This is a genomic window from Bifidobacterium eulemuris, assembly GCF_014898155.1.
Classification (GTDB): Bacteria; Actinomycetota; Actinomycetes; order Actinomycetales; family Bifidobacteriaceae; genus Bifidobacterium; species Bifidobacterium eulemuris.
On record NZ_CP062938.1, the window covers coordinates 2432766 to 2453211 of the forward strand.

A 20446-nucleotide genomic window follows, 5' to 3' on the forward strand; every position below is an offset into this window, starting at 1 on the left:
GCTGGGCGTGAGGCGCGCGCGGATGGCCTCACCGCGGCAAATGGAAATGTGAAGGATGGCAAGGCGGTCATGATCGGGCCTTTCGTTGGCGCAAGCGAAGGTGGCCGGTGTGATGTCCGCTGACATTCGGAATCGGAACGTTCTCGAGGATCCGCGTGACGAGTTCGTCCGCGCGTATCCCCTCGTATGACGCTTGGGCGGTGAGCCGTATGCGGTGGGCGAGGATGGCGTGCGTCAGGTCTTTGACGTCGTCCGGAATCACATAGTCGCGCCCCTCCGCCGCCGCCGTGATGCGCGAGCATCGGGCCAGCGCCAATATGGCCCGCATGGAGGCGCCGCTGGCGATGCGCTCGTCGTGGCGGGTCGCTTCGACCAGACGCACGATGTATTCGCGGATCGTCTCGTCGATATGCACCATGGAGGCGATCTGACGCATACGGAGAATCTCATCCGTGTCGCATACGGGTCGGATGATGCGCGCACGGTCGATGATGTCGAGCTGTCGAATCGCCGCCACCGACGTGGCATGGTCGGGATGCGTGATGGATATGCGCAGCAGAAAACGGTCGAGCTGTGCTTCGGGCAACGGATAGGTGCCGAGCTGTTCGCCGGGATTCTGCGTGGCGATCACCATAAACGGCTGGGGCACGTCGTAGGAGACGCCATCCACTGTGACCTTGCGCTCCTCCATCACCTCCAGAAGCGCGGATTGGGTTTTCGCGCTGGCACGGTTGATCTCGTCGGCCAGCACGATGGAGGCGAACACCGGGCCTTCGCGGAAGGTGAATGCGGCGCGCCGCTGGTCATAGAACGTCACGCCGAGCACGTCGGAGGGCAATAGATCCGGCGTGAATTGGATGCGTTTGAACGATGCGGCGATGGAATGCGCCATACCACGCGCCATCTGCGTTTTGCCGGTGCCCGGATCGCCTTCGATCAGCGCATGCCCGCCGGCCAGCATCGCGGTGACGCATTGCGTGATCGACGGGACCTGTCCGAGCACCACTGTGGAGACGTTCTCCACCACTGCGGCGAACCGTTGCTGGAACCATGCGATCTCCGGTGAGGGCGTGGTGACGATCCCCCGCATGCTCGCCGGCATGCGGTTGGACGTCCTTGCATTGTCGGCCAACACCGTATCGTCGGCCAACATTGTGCCATCGGACAGCACCGTGCCATCGGACAGCACCGTGTCGTCGGCCGTCACCGTGTCATCGGTGAGGAATGCGTTGCTCGGGCCAGTCATCACTCTCTCCTTTCGACAGCGGGAATGCGCGGACGGCGCATATCGACTGGGATACGGTGTAGCGCGATACGACGCCGCGGGCCTCTGCGCGCAGTATCGGCTCGTCAGCGGTGAGCTTGATCGCCCATGTGAGGGATTCGTCGGATGCGTCGGGCAGATCCAGGGCGATGGTGGAGTCAAGAGAGCGCGGCGAGTCCGTCGAGGCGATGACGTCGCCTCCCCGCATCACCATGATGGTGGCGGTGACCGGCTGCCCCCATGCGTTCACCATGGCGTCGGGATGGAACACCAGCCGGTTGCGACCGCTCCACATCGGCCGATAGTCGGTACGGAACACGGGCACGACCTTCCACACATCGGTGTTGGAGGCGGTTACGGCATCACTGGATTGCCCGCGGAACACCTGCCTGACCTCGACGGAACCGCAGCTATCCCACTCGTCAATGGAGTAACTGAACCCGGTGATCGGCACGCCATGGCGGGTGATCAGCATGCCGTCATTATGGGTCGGATCCGAACTGCGGGCGGATACGGTGCAGACGCCTTCGTCGCGGATGACGCGTGCCTCGCTTGGTGGCGATGGCGTATACACGGGCGTGACCGTGACGGACGCGGCGGGAGCGTCGACTCCCGAACGCTTGGGAACCACAGTGACCGTGGCGTCGAGTCGCCGTCCGAAATCCGATGAGGCGATGCGCAGACTCGTCGAAAGCGTTTCGCAGGATGTGGCTGCGGATGCCTGGCCTACGGTGAACCGCAGCGCCTCACAGCCTGCATTGCGCATATCGGGCAGTTCATGCAGACCCACCGTGACCGAGTCTGCGTTGCGTTCGTCCTGCGTGGCCGACACCAGGCCGTCGATGCCGTCCGGAGTTCCCCAGACCACGCTCGGGGAGGATGGGGCCGAGGCGGGACCGTCTCCGATGGCGTTCGCAGCCGTCACCGTGGCCGTGGCCGTGACGCCATCGGTGATGCGTTCGTTGTCGATGACGAAGGTATGCGACAGTCCGTTGGTCTGCCGGACGAGGGTATGCCCGTTGCTGAGCGTGAGCGTCACCGTGTATCCGGTGACTGCGGTGAAATCGCCTTCCGGCGCGGACCAGCGCACCTTCGCCTGCCGATGTCCGCCGATGACGGCGACCTCGGTGGGAGCGGACGGCTTCGTGTCCGGTGTGGCGGCGACGGCATGGGACTCCCCGGACCACCCGACCGCGTTATGCGCGGCGACGGTGAAGATATATCGCCGACCGTTGACCAGACCATCGACCACACACTGGGTGGCCGTGCCGCATAATCGTTCGCCAGTGCCGCCGCCCGACCACGACACGCGATACTCGTCGACCGCCTCGCCGTTCGCCGAACCCGGCGTCCAGCGCAACGTCACCCTGCCGTTCTCGGCGGTGCCGGCAACCGGCGACAGCAACGGCGCCTCGGGCTTGTCCACGATGGTGACGGTGATGCCGGCGGTGACCTCACGTTCCCGCGTATCGGTGGCGTCCCTTACGGTGACGAGCACGGTGGTGGCGGAAGCGCCGGTATCCGCCGCGGCGTGGATGTCGATCACGCCGGAGGGCGCGCATTCGACGGTGATCACGGAATCCTGGCTGTCCGTGCACGATACCGCGCGCAAAGCGGTATCGGGAAAGGGATTGTACGCTTCGGACAACAGGTCCACCGATACGTTCGAACCTGCGCGAATCTGCACGGTGGTGTTGCCGATGCGCGCCAAGGGTTTGGTGGACGCCACCACGCGTACGGTCATACCGGCATGTACGGTGCCGCGGGCATAGCCGATGGCGATGGGGATGAACGCCGTCGTGCCGGGCTTGGCGGCTGCCACGGCTCTGACACGCAACGATCCGGTGGCGGTGACGGTAGCGCTGATGCTCTCATCGGATGTAGGCGCGCCGGAATAGGAGTATCGCCGGCCTCCATCCGTGGAATCATCCGTCGGCCGCGTCAGCGCGGTCAGATCGATGACGGTCGCGTCCGCGCCGGCCTCCACTTCGATGGTCGCCGAGGAGAACGTCGGCGCGGGAGCGTCGCGGCCGATCACCGTGATGGGCAGGGTGATCACCGCCGAATTGATGATCGCGGAGTCCGCTCCACCTCTGCCATCCACTGCGGTGAAGGTGATGGAGGCGGGACCCGCGTAATCCGTGAGCGCGGTGAAACGCAACGTCTCATCATCCACCAGCAGATCGCCGTCGGCCGCCTTGGTCGCGCTGACCGAGCCGACATCGGCCACATACGGCCTTTTGCCCGCGCCCACCCGCACATAGTCGGCGATGGCGATGTCGATGAATTCCCCGGCATTCACCGTCAATGGCGGTGCTTTGGGGCGCGGCGTCGGCGGAAAGACGCCATAGGCCGGCACATGGATGAACGCCGTGGCGGTGATGCCGTATGCCGTGTTCGTCACCGTATACGGCACGGCGCGCGCCTCGTCGGTCAGGTCCACGCGGATCGTCGTAGACCCCTCGCCGCCGGTGAGACGTGCGTGGTTCCGCGCGGACGCGTGCACATCCACCCGTAAATCATCGACGGATCCGGAAGGATTGGCGATCCATGCGGATACGTCCACGTCCACGGACCGCTTGTCGATGGTGGCGGCCGAGGGCACCCGATAGTCATAGGCGGTGGGGGATTCGATATCGGTGTTCGGATCGACGGTCACATGCAATGTGCCCGTGTCACGCAATCCCGCCTTGTCGACGACCGTATAGGCGATATGGGCGGTTCCCGGCTGCGACGGCGCGGTGAACGCGATCAGATCGCCGTCCACCCGCGCGTCTTCGACGCCTTGCGCGTCCAATCGCGGATCGATGGCGAGTTCGGCGTCGTCGCCGGCGATATCGTTATGCGTCACCGGCACCGCGACCGAAGTGTTCGGACGCAATGTGACCGCATCGTCGCGCGCCATCACACCCGAGCCGGTCGAAGCGTGGAACACGCCCACACGTATCCGCGCCTGCGCCCGTTGCCCGGTCCAATCCTCCACCGCGTACGTGAAGACGTCCGTTCCGCGTGAATCGGCATACGCCTCATACACCATGAAGTCGGAGCCGACTTCGACGATGCGCCCGAGCCGGGGAGCGGTGTTGCCCAAGCCCAGCAACTGCACATCGTCGCCATCCCCATCGATGCCTACCAGATCGATGGGGATGCGTGTGCGCCGTCCGGCCGCCGCCTGCGCCTCGACGGCGCGTGGCGTGGGAACGGCTTTGGATGCGGCATCACGGGCGTGCACGGCGACGGTGATGGTGGCTGATGCGGTATTTCCCGACGCGTCCTCCACGGTGTAGATGATGTCGTAGACGCCGGGCTCTCCGGAGGCCTGATAGCGCACGGTGCCGTCGGACACGAACGCCAGGCCGCGGAACGCGGCCTCATCGACGCGCAGATCGTCGCGCACGCGCACGGAGGTGTTGTCGGCGGCGGTGACATGGTCGAGCACATCCACGGTGATGATGCCTCCCGTGCGTACACGCGCGACGATGTCATCCGCTTTCGGAGCTCGGGCGGCAGTCGGCCAGATGGGCGGAAGCGCCACGATGACGCCGGTGGCGGTGCCGGCCGCGTTGGCCGCCGTATAGGAGATCGACACAGGGGTCGTCGGCGCCTGGCGTGCGGTGAGATAGACGCGTTTGTTCCCCACCATGGCGGCGGTGATGCCGGAGTCCTCATCGGCATGGACCTCGGTGACCGCCAAAACGCCTCCCATTGGATCGGCGTCGTTGGCGAGAGGTTCGACGATGGCGGTGAGATCCGAGGCAAGCGTCGTCACATCATTGGCCACCGTGGGTTCGCTGTGCTCGGCGGTGGCCGGACTGACCTCCACACGCACCAGCCCGATGGCGGGAACCATGCCCTGCGTGATCGTGTAGGAGACATAGTGGGTGCCGATACCAGACGCTCGGAATACGAGGCTCATATCGTCGGCGCGGGCTTCGACGTGCGCGCCGCCTCCATCTTCGAGGGAATCGGCCTGTGTGAGCCGTGCCGGCTGCGAGGACGTGCCGTGCACGTACGGGGTCAGATCGATGGTGGTGTCGGTGTTCGGCGTGGTCTGCCGCACCACCGGGTCGATGACCGCGGCAAGGGTGTTCGCCGGTTTGACGGAGAAATACACGATGCCAGTGCCGGTGCTGCGGCCATCGGATACGGTGACCTCCACTCCCACGCGTCCGGACGATAGGGAACCGGCGTCGAACACAAGCTGGCCGTCCGCGCGGATGGATACCGCGACCTGATCGGTATGCGGCGTCACCGCGGATGTCAACGTCATCGGATCGCCGTCGGGATCGATGAAACCGGCCAACGCGTCGGTCGTATATGTGGCGCCCTGCTCCACATCGATATGCGGCGGCATATCGGATTGCACGGGCGCGTGATTGCCCGTGCCGGCGATCGCGACGACCACCGTGGCGCTGGCGGTCTGCCCCCGGCCGTCGGAGATGTCGTATCTGAACCGCGCTGTGCCGGCGGTCGCGCCGGCGGCATCGACCTGCAGATACCTCCCGTCGTAGACGGTATGCACGGACACGTCCGTATGATCGGGCGTGCCCACGGTGGTGATACGAAGCACGGAACAGTCGCCGAGCTCGTCATTGCGCAGCACATCGATGATCCGCGATCCTCCGGCTCTTACGCCGAACTCGTCATCCACCGCGGCGAATCGTTCGGATTGGGCGGAGCATACGGTGCTGAACTCGCGATGGTTGTCGGCGGAACCGGTATGGCCTCGTTCGCGTTCGGCCTCCTCCACTCGCATCGCATCCCATTGGATGGTGACGGCGGCGGTACTCCCATCCGTGTTCCATACCGTGCCGTTCGTCACGTCATTGAGCACCACCAGCCGGTGGTTGGTCCGGAACACCAGTTCGCTGCCGGCCCGCACCGATTCCAGAGTGAGAAGATCCGTGGAATCATAATCGGCATCGGGCGCGCACCAGCGCAGGTAGTTGTTGGCGTTCTGGCTCCATGCCGCATACACGCAGCCGGCCACGGCCGCCGGCCGCGCGGCGTCGGCCCTTCCGCCGGTTCGGAACACCAGGGGAGTGGGATCGGCCGAATCGAGGTCGATAATCGCCAATCCGCGGTCGCTGGCGGCCGCCACCCATCCGTGTTGCCGACCATCGCTGGGAGGTGACTGCAAGGCGAGCGTGCCGGCGTCATCGACGACGGCGCTGCCATGGGGGAACAGCACGGTGCCTCCCGTGACGATCACCGGCACGCCATCGATAACGGTGAAACCGTCGGCATGGGTGAAGCGGCCGCCGGTGAGCGATGCGAGTTGTTCGGGCTCGCCGCCATCGGGGGAGTCCAATCGCAGGACCATGCCGTCCTTCGGCCGGTATCCATATACGTGACCATTGGCATCGACGGCGATTCTGCCGCCGGAGCCGAGCCGCATGCATGGAGGCTCGCTGTTTGGCGTGAGCGCGTCCAATCCGGTCGTCGTTCCGGCCCACACATCGCCGGTCATGGTGTTGAGGATGGCGATGACGTCGCCGCCGATGGCTGCGATGGCGGCACTCGAAGTGTCCACGACGGCACCGGTGCTCACGGTGGATGCCGTGATCGATATAAGACGGCCGGGTTCCGTCAGGATGGTGACGCCGTCATGTTGGATGATGTCGAAGCGCGCCGCGGAGGCCGGCACGCTGGCGTCCGCCTCCCTGTTGCGCACATTGAACCGTGCCGCTGCGCCTTGTGTCAGCGAGGAGACCCAGACGGTGCCGTCGTCAAGACGGACATGCTGTCTGGTCACCGAACTGATGATGATCGCTCCCGCCGCGAGGGCGAGCATCGCCACCAATGCGACTGCGGGCAGCGTCCAACGGCTGGCGGCGATGGAGAAGAGACGTCGTCGCGCGTCTCGGATGCGATGTCGTCGTGTCATCATGACGCCTCCTTGACTATGCCGCCGTATGCGGTTCGGGCGGTTGCGGCGGAACCGACGGCTTCGGTGATGGACTCGTCCGGAACCCTCCGGCGGTATCCGCCGTCGCTTTGGGGAACGTCGATACGTGTCTCGGACGGGGTGGGCGCGCAATCCATCAAGGGCGCGACGGCGCACACGAATATCAGCACCACGGCCGTCGTTGCCGCCGCCGTGCCTGTAACGACGGCGAAGGGCCTCGCCCAGCGCCGCGACGGCAACGGACCCGTCGCCGTCGGATGCGATGGGGATGGCTCGTGTCCCTGGGATTCCTGGGATCCAAGGGATTCGTGGGATCCATGAGATCCGCAGCGTCCGAGCCGCTTAAAAGCGTCCGGATATCGGGGCTCGCCCTCCGCGTCCACGGGAGTGGGCGGAAAACCGTTGGCATACTGCGCCCGTTGCAGATCCCGGGCGAATTCCAAAGCGGAATAGTGGCGGTTGCCCGGATTCTTGTCGAGCGCCATACGCAGGGCTCGCTCCGCGTCTGTGGGAACGTCGTCACGTCCGATACGCGGCAGCGGTTCGTCGAGTATCGACGCGATCAGCTCGGATTGCGACCGAGGCCGGTATCCGTGTTCGTAAGGGGAGAAGCCCGTCAGCATCGCGAAAACCGTGGCGGCCAAGGAATAGACATCCGACGCCTCATCGCCGGCCTGAACACCTCGCAGCACCTCCGGCGCGGCCCATGGCGGCGAGTGGCCGGCCGGTCGGACGGCGTAGACATCGGAGGAAACGCCGAAATCGCCGAGCATCGGCTGTTCCCGCGCGCCGATCAGTACATTGCTGGGTTTGATGTCGTGGTGGATGATGCCGTGGCGATGGGCGACATACAGGCCGCTTGCCAGACGGACTCCCATGTCCATCGCGCGTTCGCATGGCAGCGGTCCCCGGCGCAGCAGATCGGCGAGGGTGCCGTAAGGAGCGTAGGCGATGACGATGTAGTCGCGACCGTCATCGGTGCGACCGGAGTCGAGGAAAGGAAGGATATGCGGGTGGAGGGGCAGACGCGCCATCACCGACGCCTCATGGCGGAGCGCGTCCGCGGCATGCGCTCCTGCGGCGGGATCGCCGACCTTCACCGCCACATGACGACGGGGCGCATGTTGGGCGTAGAGCAGCACCACGGCGGTGGATCCCGAGCCCAACACCCGGATGAAATCGTAGCCGCGCAGCCGCGGCGCGGATGGGAATGGCGGTGCGTTGATCATGATGCCCTCCTCGTTGCGGGTTCATTGGTCCAGTCATTGTCGCCACGGAATCGGACAGAAATTCATATGGTGTGTAAGGGGTAACACGCGTGGAAGGTAAAACTTTTCTCTTGCCGGTACGGGCGTTTAGGCTGGATGCATGAATACGAACACGAATACGCGCGACAGCCAGACGACGTACGACGGCGATGCGGCCGGAATGCGGGCGGGGGAGGCGATGCTGTTGGTGGCGCCTCCACGGGCCGGCAAAACCGAATATGCGTTCGCCACGCTGCTGCGCGGTTTGGAGAGATTCGGCATGCAAGGAGCTGTGATGGCGGTGTCCGGGCGCACCGCCGCGGACCGGCTGTCCAATCGTGTGATCCGCCATATGGGCGCCTCCACGCAGGTTCGTCCCGTCACCACACTGGCCGCCATCGCGTTTCGCATGATTTCCGCCGACCGTGCGCGACAAGGGCTGAGCGCGCCGCGTCTGCTCAATGGTGCCGAACAGGACGCCTTGCTGCGCCAAGTCGTCGCCGTGCATCTGGGGCATGCCGCGGTGGGCGACGATTGCCCCACATGCGTGCTGTTGCGTGGATATTTCGCGCAGCGGTCGTGGTCGACGTTGATCACCGACGCCTCGGCCATGCCGCCGGATACGTCCGCGACGCCGCAGCCGGCATCGGCGGGCGCCGATAAGGACACGCCCGTACCCGGAGGATCACCCACCGCGGAGGTGTTCGCACGCGGAGTGTCGGACGCGTTCATCGCCCAGCTTCGCGACATGCTCGCCCGCATGGATGAGCTTGGCGTCACGGCGCGGCATGAGGCGGATCTGCTGAACCGGTTGGATGACGGCCGGACTCGCCTGGCCGAGCAGTGGCGGCTGGCGTTCGCCTTGCGGGCCGAATATATCGCGATGCTGCGGGAGACATACGCGGACGATTACCGGCTCGACGCCTCCTATCTGCTGGTCGCCGGAGCCAACGCGATTCCCCAACTCGCGCGGGGCGGGGACCTGCCCGAACTGTTGGTCGTCGACGACTTCCAGGACACCACGCTTGCGGGCCTGCGCTTTCTCGAAGCGCTGCATGAGGCCGGGGTACGGCTGCTGTTGGTCGGCAATCCGGATGAGGCCGTGCAGACCTTCCGCGGATCCTACCCCGAATACCTATTCCGTAGGGCGCAGGAGGGTGCCATCCATGCGCGGCTGTGCGACGCTACGACCGTAATCGCGTCGGGGGAGGCCAATTCCGGCGATACGGATCCAACCGGCAACGCTGAGCCGACCGGCGGCGTGCCCGTCAGCGAGGTTGGAGAATCGCTACGGTCCGCCGAACCGCGGTATCTCGACGTGGTGGCCTCGCGCGTTTCCCTGTCGATCCCGTCCGAGGAACATGATCCGCTGCCGATCGCGCAGCGTCCGGGCAAACTGTGCCACAACGCCGCCCGCGACGACTCGGCGCTCGCCGAAGGCGGTCTGGACACCGCATTGTACCGTTCCCCGCGCGAGGAACTCGATGATGTGGTGTGGCGCATCAAACGCGCGCGACTCGACGAAGGCGCCGCATGGAACGATATGGCCGTCATCGCCCACGACAACAGCACGGTGCGGCGATTCGGCGAACGATTGCGCCGCGAAGGCGTGCCGGTGCGCTATTCGTCGGTTGCGCGGGCGCTGAAGGACGAACCCTTCGTACAGGGTCTGTTCGCGCTGATCGAACTCGCCGACCTGCGCGGGAGCGGCGTGGAACGCAATCGTATGGGATTGGCGCAGACCGCGGCGTTCGTGCGCTCGCGCGTCGCCACCATCCTCAACAGTCCGCTGGTCAGCGCGGCCGGCGGCCGTCCGGCGCGGCTCGCGCCCATCGAATCGGCGATCGGAGCGTTGGATTCGCTGTCCGGCATCGTCGCCGATGACGACGCGATGATCGCCCGACTGGGCACCGCGTGGCAGCGGCTTCGCTCCCATGTCGAAACCGTTCGGCGGGAACGCGGTAGCGGTGCGGAGTCGCCCGGCGTCGTTGAGGTGGACGACGCGTTGGTGGATGAACTGGCCGCCCGCGGCGACGACCTCGCCTTTGGCGCGGACGCCATCTACGTGATGCTGGCGTTCGACAGCGAATTCGCTCCGGCGGAACTCGCGATGAACGCCATCCAGGCGGTGTTGGGCGCCGACGTGCAGGCCAAGGCGTTCACACGCCTGTGGCGGCTTGTCGAAACGATCGCGCGGGGCATGGCCGCGCTGTCCGCGGCTGACCCGTCGCACCGTCCGGAACCCCAGCATGTGCTCGCTCTCGCCTGGGATGCCGCCGGCGTGGCCAAATCGTGGCAAAGTCTCGCTTTGAACAACACCCCCGAGGGTCGTGCGGCCAACGACCGGCTGGACTCGGCCATGCGCCTGTTCCAGTTCGCCGAAAACAGTTCGACGGATATGACCGGATTCATCGGCCATATGCGCTCGCAGCGGATCGAGGCCGATTCGCTCGCCCATATCGGCCCGGTGGAGGACGCGGTGACCCTGACCACGCCCGCAGGCGCGGCGGGACGGCATTTCCGCTATGTGTGGCTGCCGTCCGTACAGCAGGATGTTTGGCCGAATCTCGCCGAACGCAACACCATGTTCGGCGGAGAGGATCTGGTCGAACTGGTGTTGCGCGGCCGGCTCGCCGATGTGGCGCAGGGCGAGCGCGATCCTCGACTGGTGTCGGTGCTGTCCAGCGAGAAGAAAAGCCTGTTGGTCGCCCTTACACGTGCCGACGAGCGCGCGACGGTTAGCGCGGTGTGGAACGACGATACCAGTCCGTCGGACTTCCTATTCGGCTATATGCCCGAACGGTTCGTGCGCAGCCGTTCGGACGCACGGTACGTCACGGCGGATGACCATGGCGATTTCGCGGGTTTGGACGCCAGCGCCCGAGGATTGGTCACCGCCGCGCGTATTATGCTCGCCACCAGCGAACCCGAAAGCGAGTCCGCCAAAGATGCCGTCGACACACTCGCCCTGCTCGCCGAACATGGGGTGGATATCGCCGATCCCGCGCAATGGTCGTTTATGAGCGCCGCTCCGGCTGAGGACGACGACGGGACCGACAACACGACGACGGTTGTGCTTTCGCCTTCGTCGGTGGACCGGCTGTGGTCATGCCCGGTGTGTTGGCTGTTGGAGAACCGTTTCGCCGGGCCCCGACCCGGGTCGGCTGCCACGGGATTCGGCTCGTTGATCCACGCCGTCGCCCAGCGGGGGAGCGAGGAAGGGCTCGACCTGTCCGACATGACCGAGGACAACATCCAGCGGCGGCTCACCGCGATCTACGAGTCGATGAGGCCGAATCCCGACGCCGTCGCGGATGTGAGGGAACGATACAACCTCATCAAAAAAGACCGGTCCGCGCCCGACGCTCTGGCGTCCATCGCCCACTATTTCGCACAAGGCGGCGACGATGATTATCTTGGCGCCAATGCCGGCAACTTCGCCATCGGCCGTTTGACGCGGGCGGATTGCGAATGGCAGTTCGCCGCATGCTTCGACCTCGACGACATCCTCGCCGCCTACAACGCCGTTCCCGGGATGAAGCCGGTGACCCGCAGCGAACTCAGCGTGCTGATGGGCGTTCTGGTCGGCGGTTGGCCGGACGGCATGCGCGAGGATCTGACCATACGGCTGAGCGGACGCATCGACCGCATGGAAACACGGACGCTCGCCGACGGCAGCGAGAACATCCGCCTCATCGACTATAAGACCGGAGGCAAGCACACCGGCTTGGAACTCTTCAATGACCTGCAGCTGGTGTGCTACCAACTGGGCCTTATGTTCCCCGAAGGCGGAGCTCGTGGGGCCGACGCCTTGGCCCGCATGCCATCCATCGGACAGAGCGCGCTGTTCGACGTCGAACACAGCGACGCCCCCGCGAAATACTATGCTCCGGAAAGCATGTTCCAGCCTGCGCTGTTCGCGAACGGATCGTTGAACGCCGAGCCGTTCACCGCGAGGAACCACTGTTCGGATCCGACGCGCTACTGCTACGACATGCCCGTTCCGGACGCCGACCATGGACCGGAAGGCGTGCGCGCCGAAACCTGGGCGCAGTTCGCCGCGTTGGCCGGCACCCAGACGCTGTGGGCGTTGACGATGATCTCGCGCGTGGTGTATACGGCGGCCGCGAGCCGTTCCGTCACGCTGGTCGCCCATCCCCAACAGCAGCACCTGAGGTTTTGCCGGATGAAACAGGTCTGCCCCGCATGCGCGGGACAGGTCGACACCATATTCGAAACGAGGCAGGCATGAGCGGATTCACCCCAAGCGAGGAACAACGCGACATCATCGAAGCCCCCGCCGACGCGGATGTGCTTGTCGTCGCCGGCGCGGGCAGCGGCAAAACCTTCACCATGACCCAACGCATCATCGCGCTGATCCGCCAAGGAGTCGCGCCGGAGCGCATCCTCGGACTGACCTTCACGCGCAAGGCCGCCGGCGAGCTGCTGGAACGCGTATCGGCCGCGGTGTCGGATATGGGTACTCCATCGCCGGGCACGGCGGTTGCGCCGGCCACGGCTGTGATGTCCCCGGCTGCGGCGGCCCAAGCGACCATGGCGACCGGGGAATCCACCAAGACTACGGGATCCACCGAGACTACGGAACCCACCAAGACCATGGGATCCACCGAGACCATGGGTTCTTCCGCGGACCGTGCGTTCCTGAAGCCTGCGGTTTTCACCTACGATGCCTTCTTCCAAACCATCGTGCGCCAGTACGGTCTTCTGGTCGGCTTCGACCAGAACACGCAGCCCCTGAGCCAAGCGGGCCGGCTGCAGTTGGCCAGCGACGTCATCGACGCGCATATGAGCGAGATCTTCAATCAGGATCTGGGTGGGTTCTCAAGCCTGACGAAAAACGTGCTCGCGCTGTCCGACGCCATCGCCAGCGCCATGATCGGCGCGGGATGCACGAACTTCGACGACGCCGTGGCCCGTGTGCGCGCATGGGACGAAGAGTTCATCGCATGCCTCGACCGGGCGATCGGCGACGATCCCATCGCGCCACAAGAGCCCAAACTCGGCCGCAGACTCAAGAAATATTCGGAAGACGAATGGCAGGCCAAACGCGACGACTATATCCACGCCAGGTCGGTGTATTCATGCGACCAGCTGCGGCAGGCCACGCGCAAACGTGAGATTCTGCTCACCCTGGTGCAAGCCTACGCGCACGCCAAACGCGAGAAGAACATGGCGGAATTCTCCGACTTCACCATCGCCGCCTACCAGCTTATCGAACGCTTCCCCTCCATCGCCGAGCGATGCCGCCGGCGCTACAGCCACGTGCTGCTGGACGAATACCAGGACACCTCCACCACGCAGGCCGCGCTGCTCGCCGCACTGTTCCACGCCGACGAGCGCAACCGTTGCGCCGTCAACGCCGTGGGCGACCCCTTCCAATCCATCTACGCGTGGCGAGGCGCGAGTCCGGGCGCCTTCCGCATGTTCCAAAGCGCCTTCCGACTGCCGCCCGACGCCAGGCCATACCCCTTAAGCGTCACGCGACGCAACCCCCGCGTGGTGTTGGAGGCCGCCAACAATCTCACCATGCCGCTGCGCACCACGCCCGCGCGGGCGAGCAGCTCGCTGATGCATGAGGTGGACGTCGCCTCGCTCGACCCGCAGGACACCGCCGCCGAAGGCACACTCGGCGTGCTCGGCTTCAGAACGCGAGGTCAGGAGATCGACGCCGTGGTGCGGTTCTGCGCGGCCGCGGTCGCCCGACACCGTTCGATGGCAGACAAGAACGGCAGCACGCCGGTGGCGGTGCTGTTCCGCTCGAAAACCATGATGCCGGAGTACCAAGAGGCGTTGGAAAAAGCTGGATTGCGCGCCTTCGCGGTGGGATACTCCGCCTTGCTGAACCGCCCCGAAGTGCGTGATGCGCTCGCCATCCTGCACGCGGTGGCCGACCATACCAGCGTGGAACCGGTGATGCGGCTGCTGGCCACCCCACGATTCAATGTGTGCGCGAAGGATCTGGAGGCGTTGGCACGGCTTGCGGAGAACGCCAATACGGAACAGCGCTTCCGCGCGCTCGTGCAGGCCGGGCTCGCCGACGAAGGCACGCCACGCCGCCAATGGGCCGAGGTGGTGCGCGAGCACCGCGACCAGGTCGCCAACGCGGTGTTTCTGGTCGATGTATTGGTCGGCGGTGATGCGCGGGCTTTGATGGAACGCGCGGGAACGGTCAGTAGGCAGGGCATGGAGTCGATCGCACGCGCGGCGCGGATGCTGGAACAGGTGCAGCGGGCCGTCGGACGACCGTTGCCCGACGTGATCCGCACGGCGGTGGAGGCGTCCGCGCTGGATATCGACACCGTGGTCGCCGGAGCGCTCCGACATGACGGGCATGCGGCGGATCCGACATTGGCGCGCATTCCCATGGACACGATCGTCGATCTGGTGGACACCTATACGCGGGAGATCGCCATCGATCAGACGCCGACATTGCGCGGGTTCATGTCGTGGATCGACCAACTCGATTCCGTGGAGGACGAGGCCGTGGCGCTGCCGTCCGACCCCGTCGATGTGGAGTTGATGAGCGTGCACCAGTCCAAAGGCTTGGAATGGAACGCCGTGGCCGTGGTCGGCCTGTCCGCGGGAGCGTTCCCCAGCAATCAGGGCGACAATCTGAGCGTCAAACTCGACGAACGGTATGCGGGCGGTATGGACAACGGCCGGTGGGTGGCACCGCAATACAATGAAACGGCTGGAACATGGCTGACCAGTCCCACCGCGGTGCCGGTGCCGGTACGCGCCGACGCCGGCATCCTCCCGCGGTTCCCCCACGATCTGTCCGCCGACGCGGACCCCCTCGAAGGCTTGCGTACGTTGGAAGAGGCCGAAATCATCGACGATGAAGTCTACGGATCCATACGCGGCATCGGCGACGGCATCGACGACGTCGATCCGCACGGGTGGTATCTGACCCAGGAGGAGGAATACGGACGGCGTCTGCACGCCGACGAACGACGGCTGGCCTATGTGGCGTTGACCCGCGCCCGTGAAGACGTTCTGCTGACCTATGCTCAGACCGCCAGTTTGAGTCGCGACCCCAACGCAGCCGGCGATAAGAAGGGCAGCGAGCCCTCCAATTTCTGGCAGGAGGTCCACGATTCCATGCATTCGCGCCACGATGCGCATTGGGCGGAGGAATTCGTGGAGAACCCCGACGACAGGCAAAAGGAGACGCCCGCCCCCCAAGGATTCTTCGTGGGGGAGCGCGCCCGGGAATACGGGGACGCCGTGGTGGGCGAAGCATGGCGTTCGCCGTTGGATGCCGAGAGCGAATCCTTGGGACTGGCATGGCCCGCCGTGTTAAGCGACGAGACGATGGAACGCCTGACCCGTGGAGTCGCGGCGGTGCGTGCGGCCCTCGAAACCGGAGGGGGCCGCCAAACGGATGGCGCAAGCACGGCCGGCCGGCAAGGCGAAGGTCCGTTGACCGAGCGCGCTCGCATGCTGGTCTCCGACCCCGATCTGATGGCCAACCTCATGGACGGCAAGGCGTTCGACCAGGCCATCAAAACCAAAGCGCTGCGCATCAGCGCCTCCGGCCGCCAGAACGTCACCGGCCTGCAGGCGCGGGCCGGAAGCATGGGAGAACGAGAGGAACGCGAGTATTGGCGCGGCATCATCCGCCCGATTCCACGCGTCGCCTCACCCGCCGCCGAAGCGGGCACACGATTGCATGATTGGGCCGAACGGTTCGTGAACGCGGGGCTGCCCGGTGCGGACGAGGCGCTCGCGTTCGGCTCCGGCATCGGAGGCATCGGAACCGGTGACGCGAGTCTCGGCGTCGGCGATGTGATTGGCGGAGGCATGGCCGGCGTCGGCGAATCCCGCGAATCGCTGATGGCCAAGGCCGCGCGGGATCCCAATGAGCGGATCCGCGTATGGGCCGAACGCTTGGCCACATCGCGTTGGGCGCGCCGTACGCCGGCCTGGGCCGAACGGCAGATCGTCGTGGACATTCCCGGCATCGGCATCGTCAACGGCAAACTCGACGCCGTGTTCCACGGCCGTCTGGATGACGACGGAGCAAACGGCACAGCGGGGGGAGTTGCCGTGACGGGCGCATCATCGGAGCCCACCTACACGGTGGTCGACTGGAAAACCGGCAAACGACCCACCGATCCGGAGGATATCGAACGCAAACTCGCGCAGCTGGACATGTACCGTCTGCTGCTCGCGGCCGTCGAAGGCATCGGGTTGGACAGTATCGACGCCACTCTCTACTATGTGAGTGAGCCCGACGAGGGCCGGCGCGAGCTGCGTGCCCGCGCGAAAACAGAACAGGACATCCTTGCCGAGTTGAGCTCCGGCATCCCCGAGCAATCGGACAACGACTAGACCGGCCTATAACCGCCGGTCCCGCGAGAGGAACGCATCGCGAACGTCGTGGGTCCGGGGAGCCGCTACCCTTGGTGCGACGTGTGGGCGGGCACACGCGCAACGGACGACAGTAAGGAGAGATGCCGTGGCGACGACAAGCCCCACGACCGACCCGAACGACCAGGCCGCGCAGACCATGACGGATACGAGACGCGCGCGGAAGACGACCGTGAACGATGGCGGCGGCCACACCCCCAAGGCTTCGCCGTACGCCAGGCTGTTCCGCATCCCCGGAGCGAAGGCATTCTGCGTGTCCGGCGCGGTGGCGCGGTTGCCGATTTCCATGATGAGCCTCGGCATCGTGCTCGCCCTCAACCATCTGTACGACAATTGGACCGTCGCCGGCACCATGAGCGCAGCCTACGTGTTCGCGCTCTCCTGCGTGACCCCGTTCTACGCGCGCGCCTTCGACCGCTTCGGCCAGGCCCGTGTGGGCAGGCTCGCGCTCGCCGTGCAGGTCGCGGCCATGTTGGGCTTCGCGTTCGGCGCGCTGATGCGTGTGCCGATTCCGCTGCTGTTCGTGCTCGCCGTGGTCATGGGCTTGACCCAGTTCTCCTTCGGCGCGCTGGTGCGTACCCGTTGGGCGTATGCGTTGCGCGGCGTCGACGACGGCGAGCGGCTGCTCAATACCGCCTATGCGATGGAAGCCGCCATCGACGAGGTCGTGTTCATTCTGGGCCCGATCCTCGCCGCGTGGCTGGCCACTTCCGTGCATCCGGTCAGCCAGCTGTTCGTGCCGACGTTGGCCTGCGGCATCGGCGGCACCGTATTCTTCATGCTCAAATCCACGCAGCCCAAGCCGATGGTCGAACAGGTCCAGACCGTCGCGTCGCCCGTCGCTGAATCCGCACTCGAGTCCGCCGACGGCGGGACGGACACGCTGTCGCTGAGCCAGCTGCGCCATCAGGGCACCAAGCCGAAGAACGTGCTGTTGTACACGGGTGTGCTGCCGTTGCTGGTGGTGTTCGTCGTCTTCAACATGAGCTTCACCTCCTTCGACGTGTCCATCACCGCGGCCATGCAGGAGGCGGGCGTCGAGAAGTTCCTCGGCCTGCAGCTCGCCATGTTCGCCGTCGGCTCGTGCATCGGCGCGGTGGTGTTCGGCTCCCGCCAGCTCAAAGGCTCGCATTGGGCTCATATGGTGATCTTCCTCGGTCTGCTCACCATCGGTTTCGTGCTGTTCCGTCTGACGATGGACAACTTCTTCCTGCTGGGAGTGGTGGAGATTCTCGCCGGTCTGTGCGTCTCGCCGCTGTTCACCACCGGCAACCTCATCGTCAAAAGCCTGGTGCCGGCCGAATCGCTCACCGAAGGCCTCTCTTGGCTGTCCACCGCAGGCACGGTGGGCACTTCCATCGGCTCGTCGATCGGCGGCATCGTGCTCGATGCCTCCGGCGTGCATTCCGGCATGATGCTGCCCTGGATTTTCACCGCCGCCGCACTGCCCCTCGCCTTCCTGGGCTGGCGGCTCTCCCATCGCCCATCCCAGCACTGAGCCATACCTCCGTCATACCGGGCGAACCCCTCGTCATGCGAAGCCCTCGTCATGCCGAGCGAAGTCGAGGCATCTCATGGCTTGAGATCCTTGCGCCTCGCTACGCTCCGCTCAGGATGACGAAGAGGAAATGCGTCCGCTCAGGATGACGAAGAGGAACTACGTCCGCTCAGACTGACGGGCGGCTTTCGCGACAAGCATGTGGACTTGGGGGTGTGTTCCGCCATGGCCCGCGCTACGCTTTTGGGAAGAATGACGGAGCCCTATCGTGAGGATGGGCCATGAACGGTAAGGAGCGAATATGATCAAGGTTTCCGTGGTTGGCGCGAAGGGACGTATGGGCCGTCATGTGGTGGACGCGGTGAACGGCGCGCCCGACATGCAGCTGGCGCTCACGCTTGACGCGGGCGACGACCTGACCCAGATCACCCCGGACAACACCGACGTGGTGGTGGAATTCACCGTGCCGTCCGTCACGCTCGACAATGTGCTCACGCTGATCGCGCAGGGAGTCGACGTGGTGGTGGGCACCACCGGCTGGACCGACGAGCGTCTCGACCAGGTGCGTGAGGCGCTCGCCAAGGCCCCGCGCGAGGGGCAGAAGGCGTTCATCGCGCCGAACTTCGCCATCTCCGCCGTGCTGGCCGATTATTTCTCCACGCAGGCGGCGAAGTATTTCGAATCCGTCGAGGTGATCGAACTGCACCATCCGAACAAGGTGGACGCCCCCTCCGGCACCGCGATCCACACGGCGCAGGGCATCGCCGCGGCCCGCAAGGCCGCCGGACTGCCGGCCGTGCCGGACGCCACCGAAACCGACGGCGGCTCGCGCGGCCAGTCGGTTGACGGCATCCAGGTGCACGCCGTGCGTCTGCGCGGGCTCAACGCCCATGAGGAGGTGCTGTTCGGCAACGCGGGGGAGCAGCTGACGATCCGCGCCGACAGCTTCGACCGCGGCTCCTTCATGCCGGGCGTGCTGCTCGCCGCGCGCAAGCTAGCCTCCGACGCCCCCGCGGGCCTCACCGTCGGCCTGGCCAACTTCCTCGACCTCTAGATAAACTATGAGAGTGGGGCGCTGCGCATACCTATGCTCGACCGTAAAGACTTGGCCTGAGCGGCCCGGAGCGTGTCGAGCATAGGTATGCGCAGCGCCCCACGGCCCCAAACACCAAGTTTCGCCAAAGTGAAAGCGTCCATAACGAGAAGTACGGTGAACATTATGAGTGAGCATGACATCCATCTTCTGAATCCAGCCCCGTTCGGCCGCATCCTTCCCGCGATGGTCACTCCGATGAAGGCCGATGGCAGCGTCGATTTCGATGCCGCGCAGAAGCTGGCCAAGGCGTTGGTCGCCGACGGCGCGGATGGCATCGTGGTCAATGGCACCACCGGCGAATCGCCCGTCACCCATATCGACGAGAAGGTCGACCTCGTGCGCGCGGTCAAAGAGGTCGTGGATGTGCCCGTCATTTCGGGCGCCGGCTCCAACGACACCGCGCATACCGTGCGTATGGTCGAACAGACCCAGGAGGCGGGCGCCGACGCGGTGCTCGTCGTCATGCCCTACTATTCCCGTCCCTCCCAGGACGGCGTCGTCGGCCACTACAAGGCCGTCAACGACTCCACCGACAAGCCGATCATCGTCTACGATGTGCCCGGCCGCACCGGCCTGAAGGTCACGGTCGACACCTACGACCGTCTGGCTGCGCTCGACCATGTCGTGGCCGTCAAGGACGCCACCGGCGACCTCGCCGCGGCGGTCGAGAAGCAGCAGCGCACCGGTCTAGCCTGGTATTCGGGCGACGACGGTCTGTTCCTGCCGTTCCTGTCCATCGGCGCGGTGGGCATCATCTCCGTGATCGCGCACGTCGCCTCCGCGCCGATGCGCGAACTGGCCGAGGCCTTCGACCGCGGCGACATCCACGAGGCGCAGCGCCTCGCCAACCAGCTCGCGCCGCTGGTGCACGCCCTGAACGGCGACGGCTATCAGGCCGTGATGGCCAAAGCCGCCTGCCGTGTCAACGGCACGCTTGAATCCACCGAAATGCGTCTGCCGAACATCGGCCCGGACGCCATCCAGCTCGACAAGGCCGAGGAGGGCATGCGCGCCTCCGGCCTGCTCTGAGCGGACGCAC

The 20446-nt window shown here is 65.5% G+C and carries 8 protein-coding genes; 5 read left to right on the forward strand and 3 right to left on the reverse strand.

The features are described from left to right. Positions 1-67: 67 nt before the first annotated feature. The 3 genes from BE0216_RS10045 to BE0216_RS10055 are packed head-to-tail and all read right to left on the reverse strand — an operon-like array spanning position 68 to position 8401. Positions 68-1246: an AAA family ATPase gene (locus tag BE0216_RS10045; RefSeq protein ID WP_094636550.1), complete on the reverse strand. Its 1179-nt coding sequence runs from the start codon at positions 1244-1246 to the stop codon at positions 68-70. Then, positions 1212-7154 (reverse strand): Ig-like domain-containing protein, encoded by a 5943-nt coding sequence (locus tag BE0216_RS10050; RefSeq protein ID WP_094636551.1) that lies wholly within the window; start codon positions 7152-7154, stop codon positions 1212-1214. The genes BE0216_RS10045 and BE0216_RS10050 overlap by 35 nt, the downstream gene beginning before the upstream one ends. Continuing rightward, a complete protein-coding gene (locus tag BE0216_RS10055) occupies positions 7151-8401 on the reverse strand; it encodes a serine/threonine-protein kinase (protein ID WP_094636552.1) in 1251 nt (416 codons plus the stop codon). Before BE0216_RS10055 ends, BE0216_RS10050 begins: the two co-directional genes overlap by 4 nt. 199 nt (positions 8402-8600) lie before the next feature. Here BE0216_RS10055 and BE0216_RS10060 point away from each other — a divergent pair, with 199 nt between their 5' ends. The 5 genes from BE0216_RS10060 to dapA all read left to right on the forward strand — a co-directional run bounded on the left by BE0216_RS10060 (position 8601) and on the right by dapA (position 20436). Continuing rightward, positions 8601-12671 carry a PD-(D/E)XK nuclease family protein gene (locus BE0216_RS10060; protein WP_094636629.1) on the forward strand — a complete coding sequence of 1357 codons (4071 nt, stop codon included), beginning with the start codon at positions 8601-8603 and terminating at the stop codon, positions 12669-12671. Further along, positions 12668-16774: a UvrD-helicase domain-containing protein gene (locus BE0216_RS10065; protein WP_094636553.1), complete on the forward strand. Its 4107-nt coding sequence runs from the start codon at positions 12668-12670 to the stop codon at positions 16772-16774. Before BE0216_RS10060 ends, BE0216_RS10065 begins: the two co-directional genes overlap by 4 nt. A gap of 178 nt (positions 16775-16952) precedes the next feature. Next, on the forward strand, positions 16953-18311 hold the full coding sequence (locus tag BE0216_RS10070) for an MFS transporter (RefSeq protein ID WP_094636630.1): 1359 nt from the start codon (positions 16953-16955) through the stop codon (positions 18309-18311). Positions 18312-18612: 301 nt separating this feature from the next. Further along, the gene (gene dapB / locus BE0216_RS10075) at positions 18613-19365 is read left to right on the forward strand and encodes a 4-hydroxy-tetrahydrodipicolinate reductase (protein ID WP_094636554.1); all 753 of its coding nucleotides are present in this window, start codon (positions 18613-18615) and stop codon (positions 19363-19365) included. 165 nt (positions 19366-19530) lie between these two features. Beyond that, complete coding sequence (dapA, locus tag BE0216_RS10080) at positions 19531-20436, forward strand: 4-hydroxy-tetrahydrodipicolinate synthase (protein WP_094636555.1); 906 nt, start codon at positions 19531-19533, stop codon at positions 20434-20436. Positions 20437-20446: the final 10 nt, after the last annotated feature.